This is a genomic window from Trinickia sp. HAY1-2D (assembly GCF_056754935.1).
On the sequence record NZ_JBPGWX010000001.1, the window covers coordinates 226,475 to 240,660 of the forward strand.

General features: G+C 63.9%; 14 protein-coding genes. 6 read left to right on the top strand and 8 right to left on the bottom strand.

The genetic code is table 11. The features are described 5' to 3' along the window. Positions 1–27: 27 nt before the first annotated feature. Positions 28–414 carry a tautomerase family protein gene (locus ACR9ZC_RS00950; RefSeq protein WP_481578747.1) on the top strand — a complete coding sequence of 129 codons (387 nt, stop codon included), beginning with the start codon at positions 28–30 and terminating at the stop codon, positions 412–414. Between the two features lie 81 nt (positions 415–495). Then, positions 496–1,413, top strand: coding sequence for a TOBE domain-containing protein (locus tag ACR9ZC_RS00955; protein WP_481578748.1), 918 nt, complete (start codon positions 496–498; stop codon positions 1,411–1,413). Positions 1,414–1,428: 15 nt separating this feature from the next. Here ACR9ZC_RS00955 and ACR9ZC_RS00960 read toward each other — a convergent pair whose 3' ends face one another. From ACR9ZC_RS00960 to ACR9ZC_RS00975, 4 genes are all read right to left on the bottom strand, one after another. After that, positions 1,429–2,124 carry an ATP-binding cassette domain-containing protein gene (locus ACR9ZC_RS00960; protein WP_481579676.1) on the bottom strand — a complete coding sequence of 232 codons (696 nt, stop codon included), beginning with the start codon at positions 2,122–2,124 and terminating at the stop codon, positions 1,429–1,431. Between the two features lie 55 nt (positions 2,125–2,179). After that, positions 2,180–2,854 (bottom strand): molybdate ABC transporter permease subunit, encoded by a 675-nt coding sequence (gene modB, locus ACR9ZC_RS00965; RefSeq protein ID WP_481579677.1) that lies wholly within the window; start codon positions 2,852–2,854, stop codon positions 2,180–2,182. 320 nt (positions 2,855–3,174) lie between these two features. Next, on the bottom strand, positions 3,175–3,975 hold the full coding sequence (gene modA / locus ACR9ZC_RS00970) for a molybdate ABC transporter substrate-binding protein (protein ID WP_481578749.1): 801 nt from the start codon (positions 3,973–3,975) through the stop codon (positions 3,175–3,177). A 137-nt stretch (positions 3,976–4,112) separates the two neighbouring features. After that, a complete protein-coding gene (locus ACR9ZC_RS00975; protein WP_481578750.1) occupies positions 4,113–4,808 on the bottom strand; it encodes a phosphatase PAP2 family protein in 696 nt (231 codons plus the stop codon). A gap of 212 nt (positions 4,809–5,020) precedes the next feature. Here ACR9ZC_RS00975 and ACR9ZC_RS00980 point away from each other — a divergent pair, with 212 nt between their 5' ends. Next, positions 5,021–6,169: an extracellular catalytic domain type 1 short-chain-length polyhydroxyalkanoate depolymerase gene (locus ACR9ZC_RS00980; protein ID WP_481578751.1), complete on the top strand. Its 1,149-nt coding sequence runs from the start codon at positions 5,021–5,023 to the stop codon at positions 6,167–6,169. A 175-nt stretch (positions 6,170–6,344) separates the two neighbouring features. Beyond that, positions 6,345–6,521 (top strand): DUF3563 family protein, encoded by a 177-nt coding sequence (locus ACR9ZC_RS00985; protein ID WP_331574266.1) that lies wholly within the window; start codon positions 6,345–6,347, stop codon positions 6,519–6,521. A 1-nt stretch (position 6,522) separates the two neighbouring features. Here ACR9ZC_RS00985 and ACR9ZC_RS00990 read toward each other — a convergent pair whose 3' ends face one another. The 3 genes from ACR9ZC_RS00990 to ACR9ZC_RS01000 all read right to left on the bottom strand — a co-directional run bounded on the left by ACR9ZC_RS00990 (position 6,523) and on the right by ACR9ZC_RS01000 (position 8,861). Next, positions 6,523–7,317, bottom strand: a complete 795-nt coding sequence (locus ACR9ZC_RS00990) for a BPSS1780 family membrane protein (RefSeq protein WP_481578752.1) — start codon at positions 7,315–7,317, stop codon at positions 6,523–6,525. Further along, positions 7,308–8,303 (bottom strand): homoserine kinase, encoded by a 996-nt coding sequence (locus tag ACR9ZC_RS00995; RefSeq protein WP_481578753.1) that lies wholly within the window; start codon positions 8,301–8,303, stop codon positions 7,308–7,310. Before ACR9ZC_RS00995 ends, ACR9ZC_RS00990 begins: the two co-directional genes overlap by 10 nt. A 156-nt stretch (positions 8,304–8,459) precedes the next feature. Next, positions 8,460–8,861: a hypothetical protein gene (locus tag ACR9ZC_RS01000; protein WP_481578754.1), complete on the bottom strand. Its 402-nt coding sequence runs from the start codon at positions 8,859–8,861 to the stop codon at positions 8,460–8,462. A gap of 165 nt (positions 8,862–9,026) precedes the next feature. On the opposite strand from ACR9ZC_RS01000, the gene ACR9ZC_RS01005 reads away from it, so the two are divergent. After that, positions 9,027–10,559 carry an AMP nucleosidase gene (locus ACR9ZC_RS01005; RefSeq protein WP_440560495.1) on the top strand — a complete coding sequence of 511 codons (1,533 nt, stop codon included), beginning with the start codon at positions 9,027–9,029 and terminating at the stop codon, positions 10,557–10,559. 46 nt (positions 10,560–10,605) lie between these two features. Here ACR9ZC_RS01005 and ACR9ZC_RS01010 read toward each other — a convergent pair whose 3' ends face one another. Continuing rightward, complete coding sequence (locus ACR9ZC_RS01010; RefSeq protein ID WP_481578755.1) at positions 10,606–11,355, bottom strand: LOG family protein; 750 nt, start codon at positions 11,353–11,355, stop codon at positions 10,606–10,608. A gap of 1 nt (position 11,356) precedes the next feature. Between ACR9ZC_RS01010 and polA the strand changes: the two genes are divergently transcribed. Then, a complete protein-coding gene (polA, locus tag ACR9ZC_RS01015) occupies positions 11,357–14,128 on the top strand; it encodes a DNA polymerase I (protein ID WP_481578756.1) in 2,772 nt (923 codons plus the stop codon). The last annotated feature ends 58 nt before the right edge of the window (positions 14,129–14,186 follow it).

Sequence of the window (14,186 nt, forward strand, 5' to 3'; positions counted from 1 at the left end):
ACTCCATCGTTCATCGCGGAGACCGTCATGCCCCTCACTCGAATTTCGCTAGCCGCCGGTAAATCCGACGCCTATCGCGCGGCGTTGGTCGACGGCGTACAACGTGCGCTCGTCGAAACGTTCAACGTTCCGCAGGACGATCAATTCGTCCTCATCGACGAGCACGCCCCCGGGTCCCGGGTCTATAACCGGCACTACCTCGGAATCGAGCGCAGTGACGACTTCGTGGTCGTTCAGTTGACCGTCAGCAACACGCGCGGTCTCGAGCAAAAGGAGGCGCTATACCGGCGCATCGTCGATCTGCTGGCGGAACGGCCGGGCTTGCGGCCGGAAGACGTCTTCATCAATCTCGTGGAGGTGCTGCCGGAAAACTGGTCGTTCGGTCATGGCGTGGCGCAGTACGTCAAGCGTTGAGCCGGTGGGCAGCGCCGCTGCCTATAATGGGCGGCGCCGATTCACGTTCTTCCGCCAACTGTTCCAGTTCACGTCGAGCCCATGAGCGAAGTGCCACCGTCCCGTGCAGCGTCCGATTCCGGCCCGCAGGCGGACGCCCGTGCCGGGGCGTTCGGGCTCGGTGGCTCGCTTTGGCTCAGCGCGGGCGGCGAAACGCTGGCCGGGGCGGCGCGCATCGCGTTGCTCGCGGCGATCCGCGAAACGGGCTCCATCACCGGCGCGGCCAAAGCCGTCGGCATCAGCTACAAAGCGGCCTGGGATGCAATCGATGCGATGAACAACCTCGCAGGGGTTGCGCTCGTCGTGCGCGCGACGGGAGGCAAGGGCGGCGGCGGCACGACACTGACGCCGCGCGGCGAACGTCTTATCGAAACGTTCCGCGCCATCGAGCGGGAGCACCGCAAGTTCATCGAGCACGTGAGCGCGGGGATCGAAGACTTCGCCCGCGATTGGGCGTTGATAGGAAGAATCGGTATGAAAACGAGCGCGCGCAATCAGCTGTTCGGAACGATCGTGTCGATCGCACAAGGGGCCGTCAACGACGAAGTGACGATGAAGTTGCCGGGCGGACAGCAGATCGTGGCGGTGATCACGTGCGAGAGTACCGCAACGCTCGGCTTGACCGCGGGCGCAACGGCTTATGCGCTCGTCAAGGCGTCGTGGGTCATGCTTGCCGTCGGCAACCCGGACACCCCGGCGAGCGTCGCGCCCTTGCGTCTTTCGGCGCGTAATCAACTGCACGGCCGCATCAGCCACATCGTTCCCGGCGCCGTGAACGCTGAAGTATCGCTCGTGCTCGACGCCGGCGCTGCCATGGACGACGCGGGAGCGGCGCCTGCTCCCACGGTCGTGACGGCCGTTGTCACGAACGAGAGCGTCCGCGAACTGGGGCTCGCCGTTGGCATGCCCGCTATCGCGGCATTCAAGGCGTCGAGCGTGATTCTCGGAACGGACGGCTGATTTGCAGCGGGTCGCTCAGTGCGCCGCGAGCGCGTGGAGCGGCGGGTTGTCTTCCACCTTGCCTTCCTGCAGCCGAATGACCTGGTCCCCGAACGCTGCGACATCGGCCGCATCGTGTGTAATCAAAACCATTGGAATGTCGAGGCGCGCCTGCAGCTCCGCCAGTTCGCGCCGCGTCCGCTCGCGCATGCCGGCGTCGAGCGCGGCGAACGGTTCGTCGAGCAGCAGCATGTTCGGTTGGGAAACGAGCGCGCGCGCGAGCGCAACGCGTTGTTTCTGGCCGCCCGACAACTGCGCGGGATAGTTGCCGGCTACGCTTTCGAGCGCGAAGGCATCGATCCAGTAATCGACGGACTCGTGCGCTTGCCGCGCGCCCGGGTTGAGCCATCCCCGCCGCAATGAAAAACCGATGTTCTGCCGGACGTTCAGATGCGGGAAGAGCGCATAGTCCTGGAAGAGATAGGCCGCGCCGCGTTCGCGCGCGGGCAGATCGATCCCGCGCGCCGAGTCGAAGAGGGTCTTGCCCGCGAGCGAGATGACGCCGTCGTCGGGCCGCAGCAAACCCGCGATCGCCTGCAACGTCAGCGTCTTGCCGGCCCCCGACGGGCCGAACAGCACGATACGGCGGCAATTGGCCTCGAACGAGACGTCGAGCGTGAAGCGCCGCTCGCGCGTGACCAGCGTTTTCCGGATGGCGACGGAAAGGATCATCCGCGGTGCGTCGGTGGCGCGTGCAGCGAGCGTGGAACCGTTCGATCCTGTCATCTCAGCGCGAAGTCAAAAGCGAATGTTGCGGAACGAGCCGTCCGGCAATGAGCAGCACCGCGACGCAGACGACAGACGTCACGAGCACGAGCGTGTTTGCGGTTGCATCGTCGCCCGCTTGAACGGCGGCGTAGACCGCGACCGATAGCGTCTGCGTGCGTCCGGGCAGGTTGCCCGCGATCATGAGCGTGGCGCCGAACTCGCCCAGCGCGCGTGCAAAAGCGAGCAGTGCGCCGGCGAGGATACCGCGCGCGGCAAGCGGCAGCGTGACGCGGAAAAAGAGCGCCGTTTCCCCGAGCCCCAGCGTACGCCCAGCCTGTTCGAACTGAGGCTCCACGGCCTCGAACGCGGCCCGCGCCGACTTCAATACCAGCGGAAACGCGGCCACCATCGCCGCGACGACGGCTCCTTGCCAGCTGAAAACGAGGTGAATGCCCAACGACTCGAGCTGTCCACCCAGCACGCCCCGCCGGCCGAGCAACACCAAGAGGTAATACCCGAGCACCGTGGGCGGCATGACGAGCGGTAACGTCAGCAGTGAATCGACGATATCGCGCGCGCCGGATCGCCAACGCGCGAGCGCGAGCCCCACTGCAACGCCAAGCACGAGATCGAGCGCGCTGGCCCATCCGGCTACTTTCAACGAGAGGAGCAGAGGCGTCCAGGCGGGTTCCATCATCGGTCGGCCCGTGTCTAGGGTCTGTTTACATATGGAACGCACGTGCGTTGCCACGAGAACGGCCGCTCGCGAGGCGCGCGACGCTGCGAATACTGGGACGTATTCGCAAGGAGCGCAACGCGGCGAGCGGCCGTTCTCGTGGCAACCCCATATCTAAAATTCATTCCAGGGGAATGCGCGAAATCGCCCGCATGGCGGCGTCGATCGTCGCTTGTTTGGCTCGGCCAAACGGCGCTCCTCACTCCTTGCCCTGCGAGCGATTTCGGGCATTCGCACGTGCGTTCCATATGTAAACAGACCCTAGGCATCGATATCGATCATTGCGCAGCCGGCCTGAAGCCGTATTTGACGAGCGTGGTTTGCCCCGCCGATGAGCGGACGTAATCGACGAATGCCTTCGCCTCGCCGGCGTGCTGGCTCGTTTTGACGATGGCGATGGGGTAGGCGATCGGTTGCGGCGTCGGCAATGTCGCCGCGACTTTCACGCGCCGCCCGGCAATGGCGGCATCCGTGCCGAAGACGAATCCCGCCTCGACTTCTCCGCGCGCGACGTAATCGAGGCACTGCCGAACGTTGGTCGCCAGTACCGCCTTCGCCTTGATCGCTTCCCAGAGTTGCTTGCTGTCTGCTTCGAGCGCCTTTTGCGTGTAGCGGCCCGCGGGCACCGACGCCGGATCCGCGAGGGCGACGCGTTCGAAGTCCGAACGCGTGGCGAGCTCGTGTGGCGTCTTGAGCGCCAACTTGCCGTCGGCCGGTACGATCATCACCAGCGAATTTGCGGCGAAGTCGACGCGCGATGCAGTATCGATCACCCCCGCGCCTACGGCCTTGTCCATCGCAGTCTGGTCTGCGGACGCGAAGACGTCGGCCGGCGCGCCGTTGGCAATTTGCCGCATGAGAATGTCCGAAGCGCCGAAGTTGAGTATCACTGTCGTCCCGGGATGCTGTTGCTCGAACGCTGCGGCGATGTTCTTGAAGGCGTCCGTCAGGCTGGTAGCGGCGGATACCACGAGTTCATGGGCATGAGCCGGTCGATGCAAAACGCAGCCGAGTACCGCGACGGCCGCTGCGGCGAGCCTGGCACCGGTGCGCCGCCCGGTAGGCGAAAAGAAGATCATGACGCGCAGGGTCGGAGTGAAAACGCTATCGTAATATAACCGAGGTTATAACGGTTCGCCCTCGCACGGTAGTAGGAGTACGTTCCTCGCGGAAAGGAAGGTGCAAAGGGCCGACGACGCCTGAAGCGAACCGGCTTTCAGGCCACGCCGGGCCCGAGCGCGGCGTCGCGCGGCAAGACGGCTGCAGGCGCTCGACGCGGCGCCTCGATGCGGGCTTTCCAGCGTGCGCGAATGAACGGCCGCTCGCGGCCCGATAGATGAAGGGCGACGTGGGTGATCCAGCGCTGCGTCGGAACGCGCACGTCATGCAGGGCCACGGCCAGCATCAACAGACTGACCGCGACGGGAACGACCGATAGTTTGCCCGGCCGCGCATTCCACGCGTACCTGGCGAACAGCACGGCGACGAGGGCCCCTACGCCGCAGCCCGCCACGGCCTCGGACGGCGAGTGCGCGTCCAATACCACGCGTGACAGGCCGACCGCGACCCCAGCGGCGAGCCCGATCGCGATACCGGCTATACGCACCCGCGCGCGCGCCGGCAACAGGATGAGAAAGATGCCGACGGGATAGACAGCGGTCGAGAGCATGGCATGCCCGCTCACGCCGGTGAAGTCCCAGGCTCGGACACCGACACCCCATCCGAGAAAGGCGATTTTCGTGAGCGCGACGATACCGACGGCGCCCGCGAGCAGCCCGAGCCACGCAAGCGCCAGCCGCCATGTATAGCCGAGCGCGAGCCACAACGCGATGGTCAACGCGAGCGGCAACGTGAGACCCGCGCCGCCGAGGCGCGTGATCGAATACCAGAGGTGAAGCGGCAGGTCGTACATAACGGGGAATGCCGTTCGCGTGCTGCGTCCGGCTTGATCATACGTTCACAACGCGCGAGCCGGCCGCAAGGACGACAAAAACCGTGCGCGAACGAACAGAGTATAGCGGCAGCGTCGGCGGACGAGCGCGGCGCATCGACAGGGGGTAGTATTGTGCATTGCGTCATGAAAGATGGCTGCCAGCACGGTCATACCTTTGGGAGATCCCGTAGATGACGAAAGGGCTTAGTAAAATCTGGCTTCGCAGCATTAAACGGCTCGTATCCGCGCAGGCCCAATATTTGCGCGCCGCAACAAAAAAGCAACGTCGCTCGCGCACGGGCAGCGCCGCCAAGGCCGCAACTCCAACCAAGGCGGTTGCCGCGAAGCGGCGCGAAGCGCCGGAATCGCGTGTGCGACCGCGTGCCGCGGCATGGGCCAAAGGAAGCTGGACCCGCTCTTTTCATTCGGCGCCCCCGTTGCCCGGCCGGCTGGTCAATCATTTGTCGTACGGTCTGTACCGGCCGCCAGTCAAATCCACGCTAAAGATGCCGCTGGTCGTCATGCTCCACGGCTGCAAACAGACCATCGACGAATTCGCCGCCGGCACGCGCATGAATTTGCTCGCGGATGCGCAGGGCTTTGCCGTCGTCTACCCCGAGCAGTCTTCTCACGCGCATGCGCATCGATGTTGGCATTGGTACGACGATCGCGATACGGCAGGCCGCGGCGAAGCGCGCGCGGTCGTTTCGCTGGTCGACGCGCTGATCGATCGGTACGGCTTCGACGCCGAGCGGATCTACGCGGTCGGTCTTTCGGCTGGGGGCGGACTGGCCTCCTTGCTGGCACTGCACTGGCCGGATCGCTTTGCCGCTGTCGCCTTGCACTCGGCCCCGGCCTTGGGCGAGGCCCATTCGGGCATGACGGCAATGGACGTCATGCGTCGGGGCGCGCGGCACGATCCGTTGGCGCTCGCGGCGGCCGCTATCGATCCGGCCACTTATCCGGGCATGCCGGCCATCATCGTTCAGGGCGAAGGGGACGCGGTGGTGGCGCCTCGAAATGCCGAGCAGTTGACGGCGCAGTTTCTGTATCTGAACGGCCTCGTCGACGCGCAGGGCACACCAAAGATCGGGACTTCGCGCGAGACATCGAGCGCCGACGCTCTCATTCGCGATTTCACGGCGCGTGGGCGACGCGTCGTTCGCTCATGTCTTATTCCCGGTCTGGGGCACGCCTGGGCCGGTGGAGACGAGGCTATTCCGTTCCACTCCCGCAAGGGGCCCAATGCGAGCGCGCTGATCTGGGAATTCCTTCGATACCAGCAGCGCCAGCGCGACCGCACGCCGGTTCGCCGCCGCGAGGCTGCGGCCGGTCGCTGAACCCCACGGGCGCGCGTTGCCCGCTATCCGCAGGATCTGTGCATCTTCCCGAGTTGATGCGTAAACACCACACCGCGATTCCTGGGCCGAAAAAAGTCCTGGCGCTGAGATTGGGGTTTTCCCTATAATACGGGTAAATACCTAGGTGTCAGCACCTAACTCAACGAGGTCCACCATGTTTCTGCTCAGCCGCTTGTTCCTTTTCCTGACGAAGACCGCCGACGAGCGTAAGCAAGCCCGTGACGATGCCTATCTCTCGGAAGCCACGGATCTGTACGATCTGGAATACCGCATGCGCAAGCTCGATCGCGAAGCCGCGATTCCTACCACTGCATGGTTGAGCCATCGTTGAGCTAGGGCGTCGGCTCTCCGGGGTTCGTCTCCGGGTTTGGGACGAAACACCCCCTATAGGTTGCATAAAACGAGCAGTAAAGCATCGTTGTCAGCGTGATCGTGGCGGGAAAGAGCGCGACGATCACGAATGCGCCCGCGCCCAGCGCATCCATCAATAGCGAGACTGCGATCGACGTCAACGTCATCGTGGCGAACCAAAGCGCCGCGTAGACGATGAATGCGCCGCGATTGCGCCAGCAACTGACGACGCTGAAGAACATCGCCTTGACGGGCGGCACGTCGTGCCAGGCGGCCAATACCGGCGCGAACCAGAACAACATGGCCACCGGCACATAGCAGGCCAGCGCCACGAGCCCCCCGAGCGGCATGTCGGCGCCTGGAGCCGGCGGCGTTTTGTCGGCGGTGCCCAACATCAAGGTAAAGAGCGTCCCGCCATCCACGAGCGACGAAGCCGCGAAAACGAGCACGATCGCCACGACATATAGCGCGCCGAGCTTCAACAGCCGTTTTGCAGCCACCCCTCCGTATGAACGGAAGCCATCGATCAGAACGATCGGCAACACCGCTTTGCCCTCGACCGTATCGCGGCAGGCGGCCATGAAACCCACTGCGACGCCGGGAATGAAGGCGAGCGGCAGAACGCCGCCGACGAGCGGGACCTTCGAGACCAGCCACATGGCCAACAGATAGGTCGCGAAAATCGTCAGGAAAGCCAGCGGGTTTCTGCGAAAGAGCCAGATGCCTTGGCGATACCACGCGTAGCCGCTCTTCGCGGGAACTTCGATCAATTGCATAGGGAAGAAGCGTGGGGGGTGGACGCGGCCGTCAGGCGCGCGAGCAGGACGCGCTCGAAATGGGCCGGGTCATGGGGCTGCAACATCGCCGCCGCCCGCGGCAAGTAGAAGTCGTAGAGGCGAGACACCCAGAACCGATAGGCACCCGCGCGCAGCATGTCGTTCCAATGGAGGCATTCCTCGCGTGTGAACGGACGCACCGTCTGGTACGCGCGCAGCATCGCCTCCAGTCGCGCCGGGTCCAGTTCTCGGGTCGCCAACTCGATGCACCAGTTGTTGACCGTTACGGCGACATCGAAAAGCCACTTGTCGCAACCTGCGAAATAGAAGTCGAAAAACCCGCCCAGACGGACGCGGTGGCCGGTGCCGGGCTGCGCCGGAGCGAACAGTACGTTGTCGCGAAACAGGTCGCAGTGGCACGGTCCGCCCGGCAGCGCGGCATAGTCGTGCGACCCGAAAAACCGCGTTTGATGGGCGAGCTCGCTCACGAGCAGGTCGCGCTGCGCTCCGGAGACGAAAGGCACGATGGCGGGAACCGTTTCGGTCCACCACCCCAGGCTGCGCAGATTGGGTTGATGCGGGGCGAAATCGCGGCCGGCCAGGTGCATGCGCGCCAGCATCCGGCCGACCTCCTCGCAGTGCTCGACGCCCGGGCTGAGTTCGGCCGCGCCTTCGAGCTTCGTGACGATCGCGGCCGGTTTGCCGTGGAGCATGCCGAAAAGCATGCCGTCATCGCGCGGGACCGGATCCGGAACCGGCACGCTGTGGGACGCGAGGTGGCGCATCAAATCCAGATAGAACGGCAACTGTTCGGCGGTGAGCTTTTCGAAGACAGTCAGCACGTAATCGCCGCGCGTCGTCGTCAGAAAAAAGTTGCTGTTCTCGATGCCCGAACTGATGCCGCGGAAATCGACGACATCGCCCAGATCGTAGTGCCGCATCCATGCGGACAGGTCGGCTTCGGTGACGACGGTAAAGACAGCCATGCGGAAAGAGACTTCGGATTCGGTGTGAAGGGGCGGCCCGGGAAAGCGCGGGGTGGGGCGGCGGCGGTACGCCTCGGAGCGGTTGCGACCGACGCCGCGTCGCGGGCCGTTTCAGCCCGGGGCGAGCGTCATGGCCCGCCGGCGCGGCGGGCGCGATCAGTAGCGCAGGTTGATCGACGGCAAACGGGTACTGGGTTGGCCATTGTCGCGCACCCTGGGCGACGTGTCGGGCGATGCGCTCATCTGATAGTGCGTGCCCAAATTCGAGCGGACGTCGATTTCGACCGGTTTGCCCTTGTCGCGATATTCGGTGATGACGGTGCCGCTCGGACTCTTTTCGTAATAGCTCGGGGTGCGCGGTACGTTGATATCCACTTTCGACGAGACTTGCGCTGCCGGACGATTGATGGCTTCCAGATCGGGCAGGCCCGCGGCCTCATTGGCGGCATGACGCTGCGCGCGCGTCTGGGCATCGTTGGCGGATTGCGCCGCCGCGGCCGGATTCGCCGCGGCAAACCACGCGGCGATCGCTACGGCGACGGGAAGATACGGCTTCATGATTTTTCTCCGAGGGAATCCCCCAATTCTAGCAAATGCGCCCTCCTTTCCGGGCGCTTGGCTCGTATGTTTTTGCGCACGCCCAGGCCCGGGCGGCTCACCGCCGGGGCCGCGGAGACGGTGCGGTTCGTGGTAATGTCGTCGCATCGAGCGAGGCAAACGAAAATGAAAAACGACATGAACGTGAAACCGCATGCCGGGCCGTTGCGTCCGAGCGATTTTCCGACACAGTCTTTCACCGATGCGGCCGACGCCGTCACGCGGCTTTCCGCCGTGTACGAAGCGAACACCGCGTTTTTGCGCGACGCGTTCGCACGCTACCGGCGCAACGAGCCGTTCGCGGAGCGCGTGCGCGCTTGCTATCCCTTCGTGCGGTTGCAGACCGAGGTCAACACGCGCGTGGACTCGCGCCGCTCGTACGGGTTCGTCGCAGGCCCCGGCGTCTACGAGACAACCGTCACGCGGCCCGATCTCTTTGGCAACTACTATCGCGAGCAGCTGCGGCTGCTTGCCCGAAATCACAATGTGACGATCGAAGTGGGCGTTTCGCAGCAGCCCATTCCGATTCACTTCGCCTTTGCCGAAGGCATTCATCTCGAAGGCGACCTCGGGCGGGACCGGCTCATGGCGATGCGCGACGTGTTCGATACGCCCGATCTCGCGCAGCTCGACGACCGCATCGTCAACGGTACCTACGAGCCGGCTCCCGGCGAACCGTACCCGCTTGCGCTTTTCACCGCGCCGCGAGTCGATTTCTCGCTGCATCGGCTCAGACACTACACGGCGACTTCGCCCACGCATTTCCAGAACTACGTCCTCTATACGAACTATCAGTTCTATATCGACGAGTTCACGAAGCTCGGCCGTTCGTTGATGGCGCGCACCGACGATGAGGAGCTGCGTGCCTATCGCAGCGAGTACACGTCGTTCGTCGAGCCCGGCGATGTCGTGACCTACAATGCCAACCTCGGCGAGCAGCCCGACGAGGGCACCTTGCCGGCCCGGTTGCCGCAGATGCCGGCCTATCACCTCAAGCGCGCCGACGGCAGCGGCATCACGATGATCAACATCGGGGTGGGGCCGTCGAATGCGAAGACGATCACCGATCACATCGCGGTTTTGCGGCCGCACGCCTGGATCATGCTGGGCCACTGCGCGGGGCTGCGCAACACGCAGCGCCTTGGCGACTACGTGCTCGCCCACGGGTACGTGCGCGAGGATCACGTGCTCGATGCCGACTTGCCGCTATGGGTGCCGATTCCCGCACTGGCCGAAGTGCAGGTCGCGCTCGAGCGCGCGGTCGCGCATGTGACGCGGCTCGAGGGCGCGGAACTGAAGCGCGTGATGCGCACGGGTACCGTCGCAAGTGTCGACAATCGCAACTGGGAGCTGCGCGATCATCGCGAGCCGGTGCAGCGGCTATCGCAAAGCCGGGCTGTCGCGCTCGATATGGAGAGCGCGACGATCGCCGCCAACGGTTTTCGTTTCCGCGTTCCCTACGGGACTTTGCTGTGCGTATCGGATAAACCGTTGCATGGCGAGCTCAAGCTTCCCGGCATGGCCGATCAGTTCTATCGTGCCCAGGTGGATCAGCACCTGCAGATCGGCGTCAAGGCGATGGAGCTGTTGCGGATGAACGGGCTCGACCGGCTGCATAGTCGCAAGCTGCGCAGCTTTGCCGAGGTGGCGTTCCAATAGCGCTACCGGAGCTGGAGCCGGAGCGCCCCGAGCGGTACATCCCGCGTCAGAAATAGAACATCCGGTCCTCGTCGGCCTTGGCGGGCGCCTGGCGTTCCGCCTCTTCGCGATCCTCGTAGAACGCGAGCACGGCCTCGAGCACCTGGTCGGGTTCGTCGATGACCTGCATCAGATTCATGTCCTCGGGGTTGATGAGGCCCATCGGCACGAGGGCGCTCTCGAACCAGCCGAGCAAGCCTTTCCAGAACTCGCCGCCCACCAGAATGATCGGAACGTGGCGCGACTTCTTGGTCTGGATCAGCGTGAGCACTTCGGCGAGTTCGTCGAGCGTACCGAAGCCGCCGGGCATGACGATCACGGCATCCGAGTTCTTGACGAACGTGACTTTACGCGTAAAGAAGTGGCGAAAGCGCAGCGAGATATCCTGCCACTGGTTGCCGGATTGCTCGTGCGGCAACTCGATATTGAGGCCGACCGATGGCGCCTTGCCGGCATGCGCGCCCTTGTTCGCGGCGGCCATGATGCCCGGCCCGCCGCCCGAAATGACGGCGAAGCCCGCGTCCGAGAGCTTGCGCGCGATTTGCGTGGCGAGCTTGTAGTAGGGCGAGTTCGGCTTGAGCCGCGCCGAACCGTAGATGCTCACGGCCGGGCGGATCTCCGAGAGGTACTCGGTGGCCTCGATGAACTCTGCCATAATCGTGAACATCTGCCACGATGCGCGGGCCTTTTTGGCTGTCGCGCGCTCTTGGTCTGCGAGCGATCGCAGACTCGGAATCACTTTTCTTCTCTTGTTCATAATGCCTGTAGAACGGAACCTGGAAGGTAAGACTCTGGTATTGGTCGATGGATCGAGCTATCTCTACCGGGCTTACCATGCAATGCCTGACTTGCGGGGTCCTGACGGCGAACCGACCGGCGCGCTCTATGGAATAGTCAACATGTTGCGGCGCATGCGCAAGGACGTCACGGCAGAGTATAGCGCGTGCGTGTTCGACGCCAAGGGCAAGACGTTCCGCGACGATTGGTATCCCCAGTACAAGGCTCATCGTCCGCCCATGCCCGACGATCTCGCGAAACAGATCGAGCCGATTCACTTCGCCGTACGCGCGCTGGGCTGGCCGCTTCTGATGGTGGACGGCGTCGAGGCCGACGACGTCATCGGGACGTTGGCGGCCGAGGCCGAACGGCGCGGCATGAACGTGCTGATTTCCACCGGCGACAAGGATCTGGCGCAACTCGTGGGCGAGCGGGTGACGCTCGTCAATACGATGACGAACGAAACGCTCGATCGCGGCGGCGTCATTGCCAAGTTCGGTGTCCCGCCCGAGCGGATCGTCGATTACCTCGCGCTGATCGGCGATTCCGTGGATAACGTTCCCGGCGTCGAGAAATGCGGACCGAAGACGGCCGTCAAGTGGCTGACGCAGTACGAAACGCTCGATGGCGTCGTCGCTCACGCCGGCGAAATCAAGGGCGCGGTGGGCGATAACCTCCGGCGCGCGCTCGAGTTCCTGCCGCTCGGCAAGAAGCTCGTGACGGTCGAGCGGGCGTGCGATCTGAAAAATCATGTCGAGTCGATCGAAACATCGCTCGTAGCGCGCCCGGAGTCGCCGCTCGAATTGCGCGATCTGTTCATGCGGCACGGCTTGAAGACATGGCTGCGCGAAGTCGAGGCTTTGATCGAGCGGGCCGAGGAGGTGCAAAGCATAGAGCCCGGCCCGGCGGATGTGCTGTTGACCGAAGCGGCGCCGACCATCGATGCGCCACGGTGCTACGAGACCGTTCAGACGTGGGAGCACTTCGAAGCGTGGCTCGACAAGATCGAGACGGCGCCGCTCACCTCGTTCGACACGGAGACGACATCGCTCGATCCGATGGTGGCGCAGATCGTGGGGATCTCACTGTCGGTCGGCGCCGGCTGCGCCGCTTATATACCGTTGGCGCATCGCGGTCCGGACGCGCCCGAGCAACTGCCGCGCGACGAGGTACTCGCGAGGCTCAAGCCCTGGCTCGAGAATCCGGAACGGAAAAAACTCGGGCAGCACCTGAAGTACGACGAGCAAGTGCTCGCCAATTACGGTATCGCATTGGATGGCGTCGAGCACGACACGCTGCTTCAATCGTATGTGCTCGAATCGCATCGAACCCACGATATGGACAGTCTTGCGATGCGCCACCTCGGCGTGAAAACGATCAAGTACGAGGACGTGGCGGGCAAAGGCGCGCAGCAAATCGGCTTCGATGAAGTGCCGCTCAGCGCCGCGGCCGAATATGCCGCGGAAGACGCGGACATCACGTACCAGCTGCATACGGCGCTCTATCCGCAAGTCGAAGTGGAGCCGGGGCTGCTGCACATCTATCGCAACATCGAAATTCCCACTTCGCGCGTGCTGCGCAAGATCGAGCGCAATGGTGTGCTGATCGACAGCGAGCGACTGCGGCGACAGAGCAGCGAGATCGCAGGGCGGCTCATCGAGCTCGAAGGCGAAGCCTATGCGCTTGCTGGCGGCGAATTCAATCTCGGCTCGCCCAAGCAGATCGGCCAGATTTTTTTCGAACGCTTGCAATTGCCGGTGATCAAGAAGACGCCCAGCGGGGCGCCGTCGACTGACGAAGAGGTGTTGCAAAAGCTCGCTGAAGACTATCCGTTGCCGAAGCTGCTGCTTGAACACCGCGCACTATCGAAGCTGAAGTCCACTTACACCGACAAGCTGCCGCGTATGGTCAACGCCAAGACGGGCCGCGTTCATACGAATTACGCGCAGGCCGTGGCGGTCACCGGACGTCTCGCCTCGAACGAGCCGAATCTCCAGAACATCCCCGTGCGCACCGGCGAGGGGCGCCGCATTCGCGAGGCGTTTGTCGCGCCGCCCGGCAGCAAGCTCGTATCGGCCGACTACTCGCAGATCGAATTGCGAATCATGGCGCATATCTCGGGCGACGAATCGCTGCTGCGCGCGTTCGCCGAAGGCGAAGACATCCATCGCGCAACGGCCGCGGAGGTTTTCGGCGTCACGCCGCTCGAGGTGACGAACGACCAGCGCCGCATCGCGAAAGTCATCAACTTCGGTCTGATCTACGGGATGAGCTCATTCGGCCTCGCTTCGAATCTCGGCATCACGCGCGATGCCGCGAAGCTCTACATCGACCGCTACTTCGCCCGTTACCCAGGCGTTGCGCGCTATATGGACGACACGCGGGCGAGCGCCAAGCAAAAAGGCTATGTCGAAACGGTGTTCGGCCGGCGTCTGTGGCTGCCCGAAATCAACGGCGGCAACGGACCGCGCAGGCAGGCGGCCGAGCGTGCGGCGATCAACGCTCCGATGCAGGGCACCGCCGCCGATCTGATCAAGATGTCGATGATCGCGGTTCAGGCATGGCTCGAACGCGAACGGGCCGCGAGCCGCATGATCATGCAAGTGCACGACGAACTCGTGCTCGAAGTCCCCGACGATGAATTGCCGACCGTGCGAGAAAAACTGCCGCAATTGATGTGCGGCGTGGCGGAACTCAAGGTGCCGCTCGTGGCGGAAGTTGGCGCGGGCGCGAATTGGGAGGAAGCGCATTGATGCGCTGAGCGGCCTCGCGCGGGCGCGCCGCCCGCCAATCCCTTTTCGACGCGTGGCC

Coding starts and splice junctions, on each gene's coding strand:
- ACR9ZC_RS01005 (WP_440560495.1), top strand. CDS start 9,027: ATGAAAAACGACATGAACGTGAAACCGCATGCCGGGCCGTTGCGTCCG.
- ACR9ZC_RS01010 (WP_481578755.1), bottom strand. CDS start 11,355: ATGAACAAGAGAAGAAAAGTGATTCCGAGTCTGCGATCGCTCGCAGAC.
- ACR9ZC_RS00980 (WP_481578751.1), top strand. CDS start 5,021: ATGACGAAAGGGCTTAGTAAAATCTGGCTTCGCAGCATTAAACGGCTC.
- ACR9ZC_RS00975 (WP_481578750.1), bottom strand. CDS start 4,808: ATGTACGACCTGCCGCTTCACCTCTGGTATTCGATCACGCGCCTCGGC.
- ACR9ZC_RS00990 (WP_481578752.1), bottom strand. CDS start 7,317: ATGCAATTGATCGAAGTTCCCGCGAAGAGCGGCTACGCGTGGTATCGC.
- ACR9ZC_RS01000 (WP_481578754.1), bottom strand. CDS start 8,861: ATGAAGCCGTATCTTCCCGTCGCCGTAGCGATCGCCGCGTGGTTTGCC.
- ACR9ZC_RS00950 (WP_481578747.1), top strand. CDS start 28: ATGCCCCTCACTCGAATTTCGCTAGCCGCCGGTAAATCCGACGCCTAT.
- ACR9ZC_RS00960 (WP_481579676.1), bottom strand. CDS start 2,124: ATGATCCTTTCCGTCGCCATCCGGAAAACGCTGGTCACGCGCGAGCGG.
- modA (WP_481578749.1), bottom strand. CDS start 3,975: ATGATCTTCTTTTCGCCTACCGGGCGGCGCACCGGTGCCAGGCTCGCC.
- polA (WP_481578756.1), top strand. CDS start 11,357: ATGCCTGTAGAACGGAACCTGGAAGGTAAGACTCTGGTATTGGTCGAT.
- ACR9ZC_RS00995 (WP_481578753.1), bottom strand. CDS start 8,303: ATGGCTGTCTTTACCGTCGTCACCGAAGCCGACCTGTCCGCATGGATG.
- ACR9ZC_RS00955 (WP_481578748.1), top strand. CDS start 496: ATGAGCGAAGTGCCACCGTCCCGTGCAGCGTCCGATTCCGGCCCGCAG.
- ACR9ZC_RS00985 (WP_331574266.1), top strand. CDS start 6,345: ATGTTTCTGCTCAGCCGCTTGTTCCTTTTCCTGACGAAGACCGCCGAC.
- modB (WP_481579677.1), bottom strand. CDS start 2,854: ATGGAACCCGCCTGGACGCCTCTGCTCCTCTCGTTGAAAGTAGCCGGA.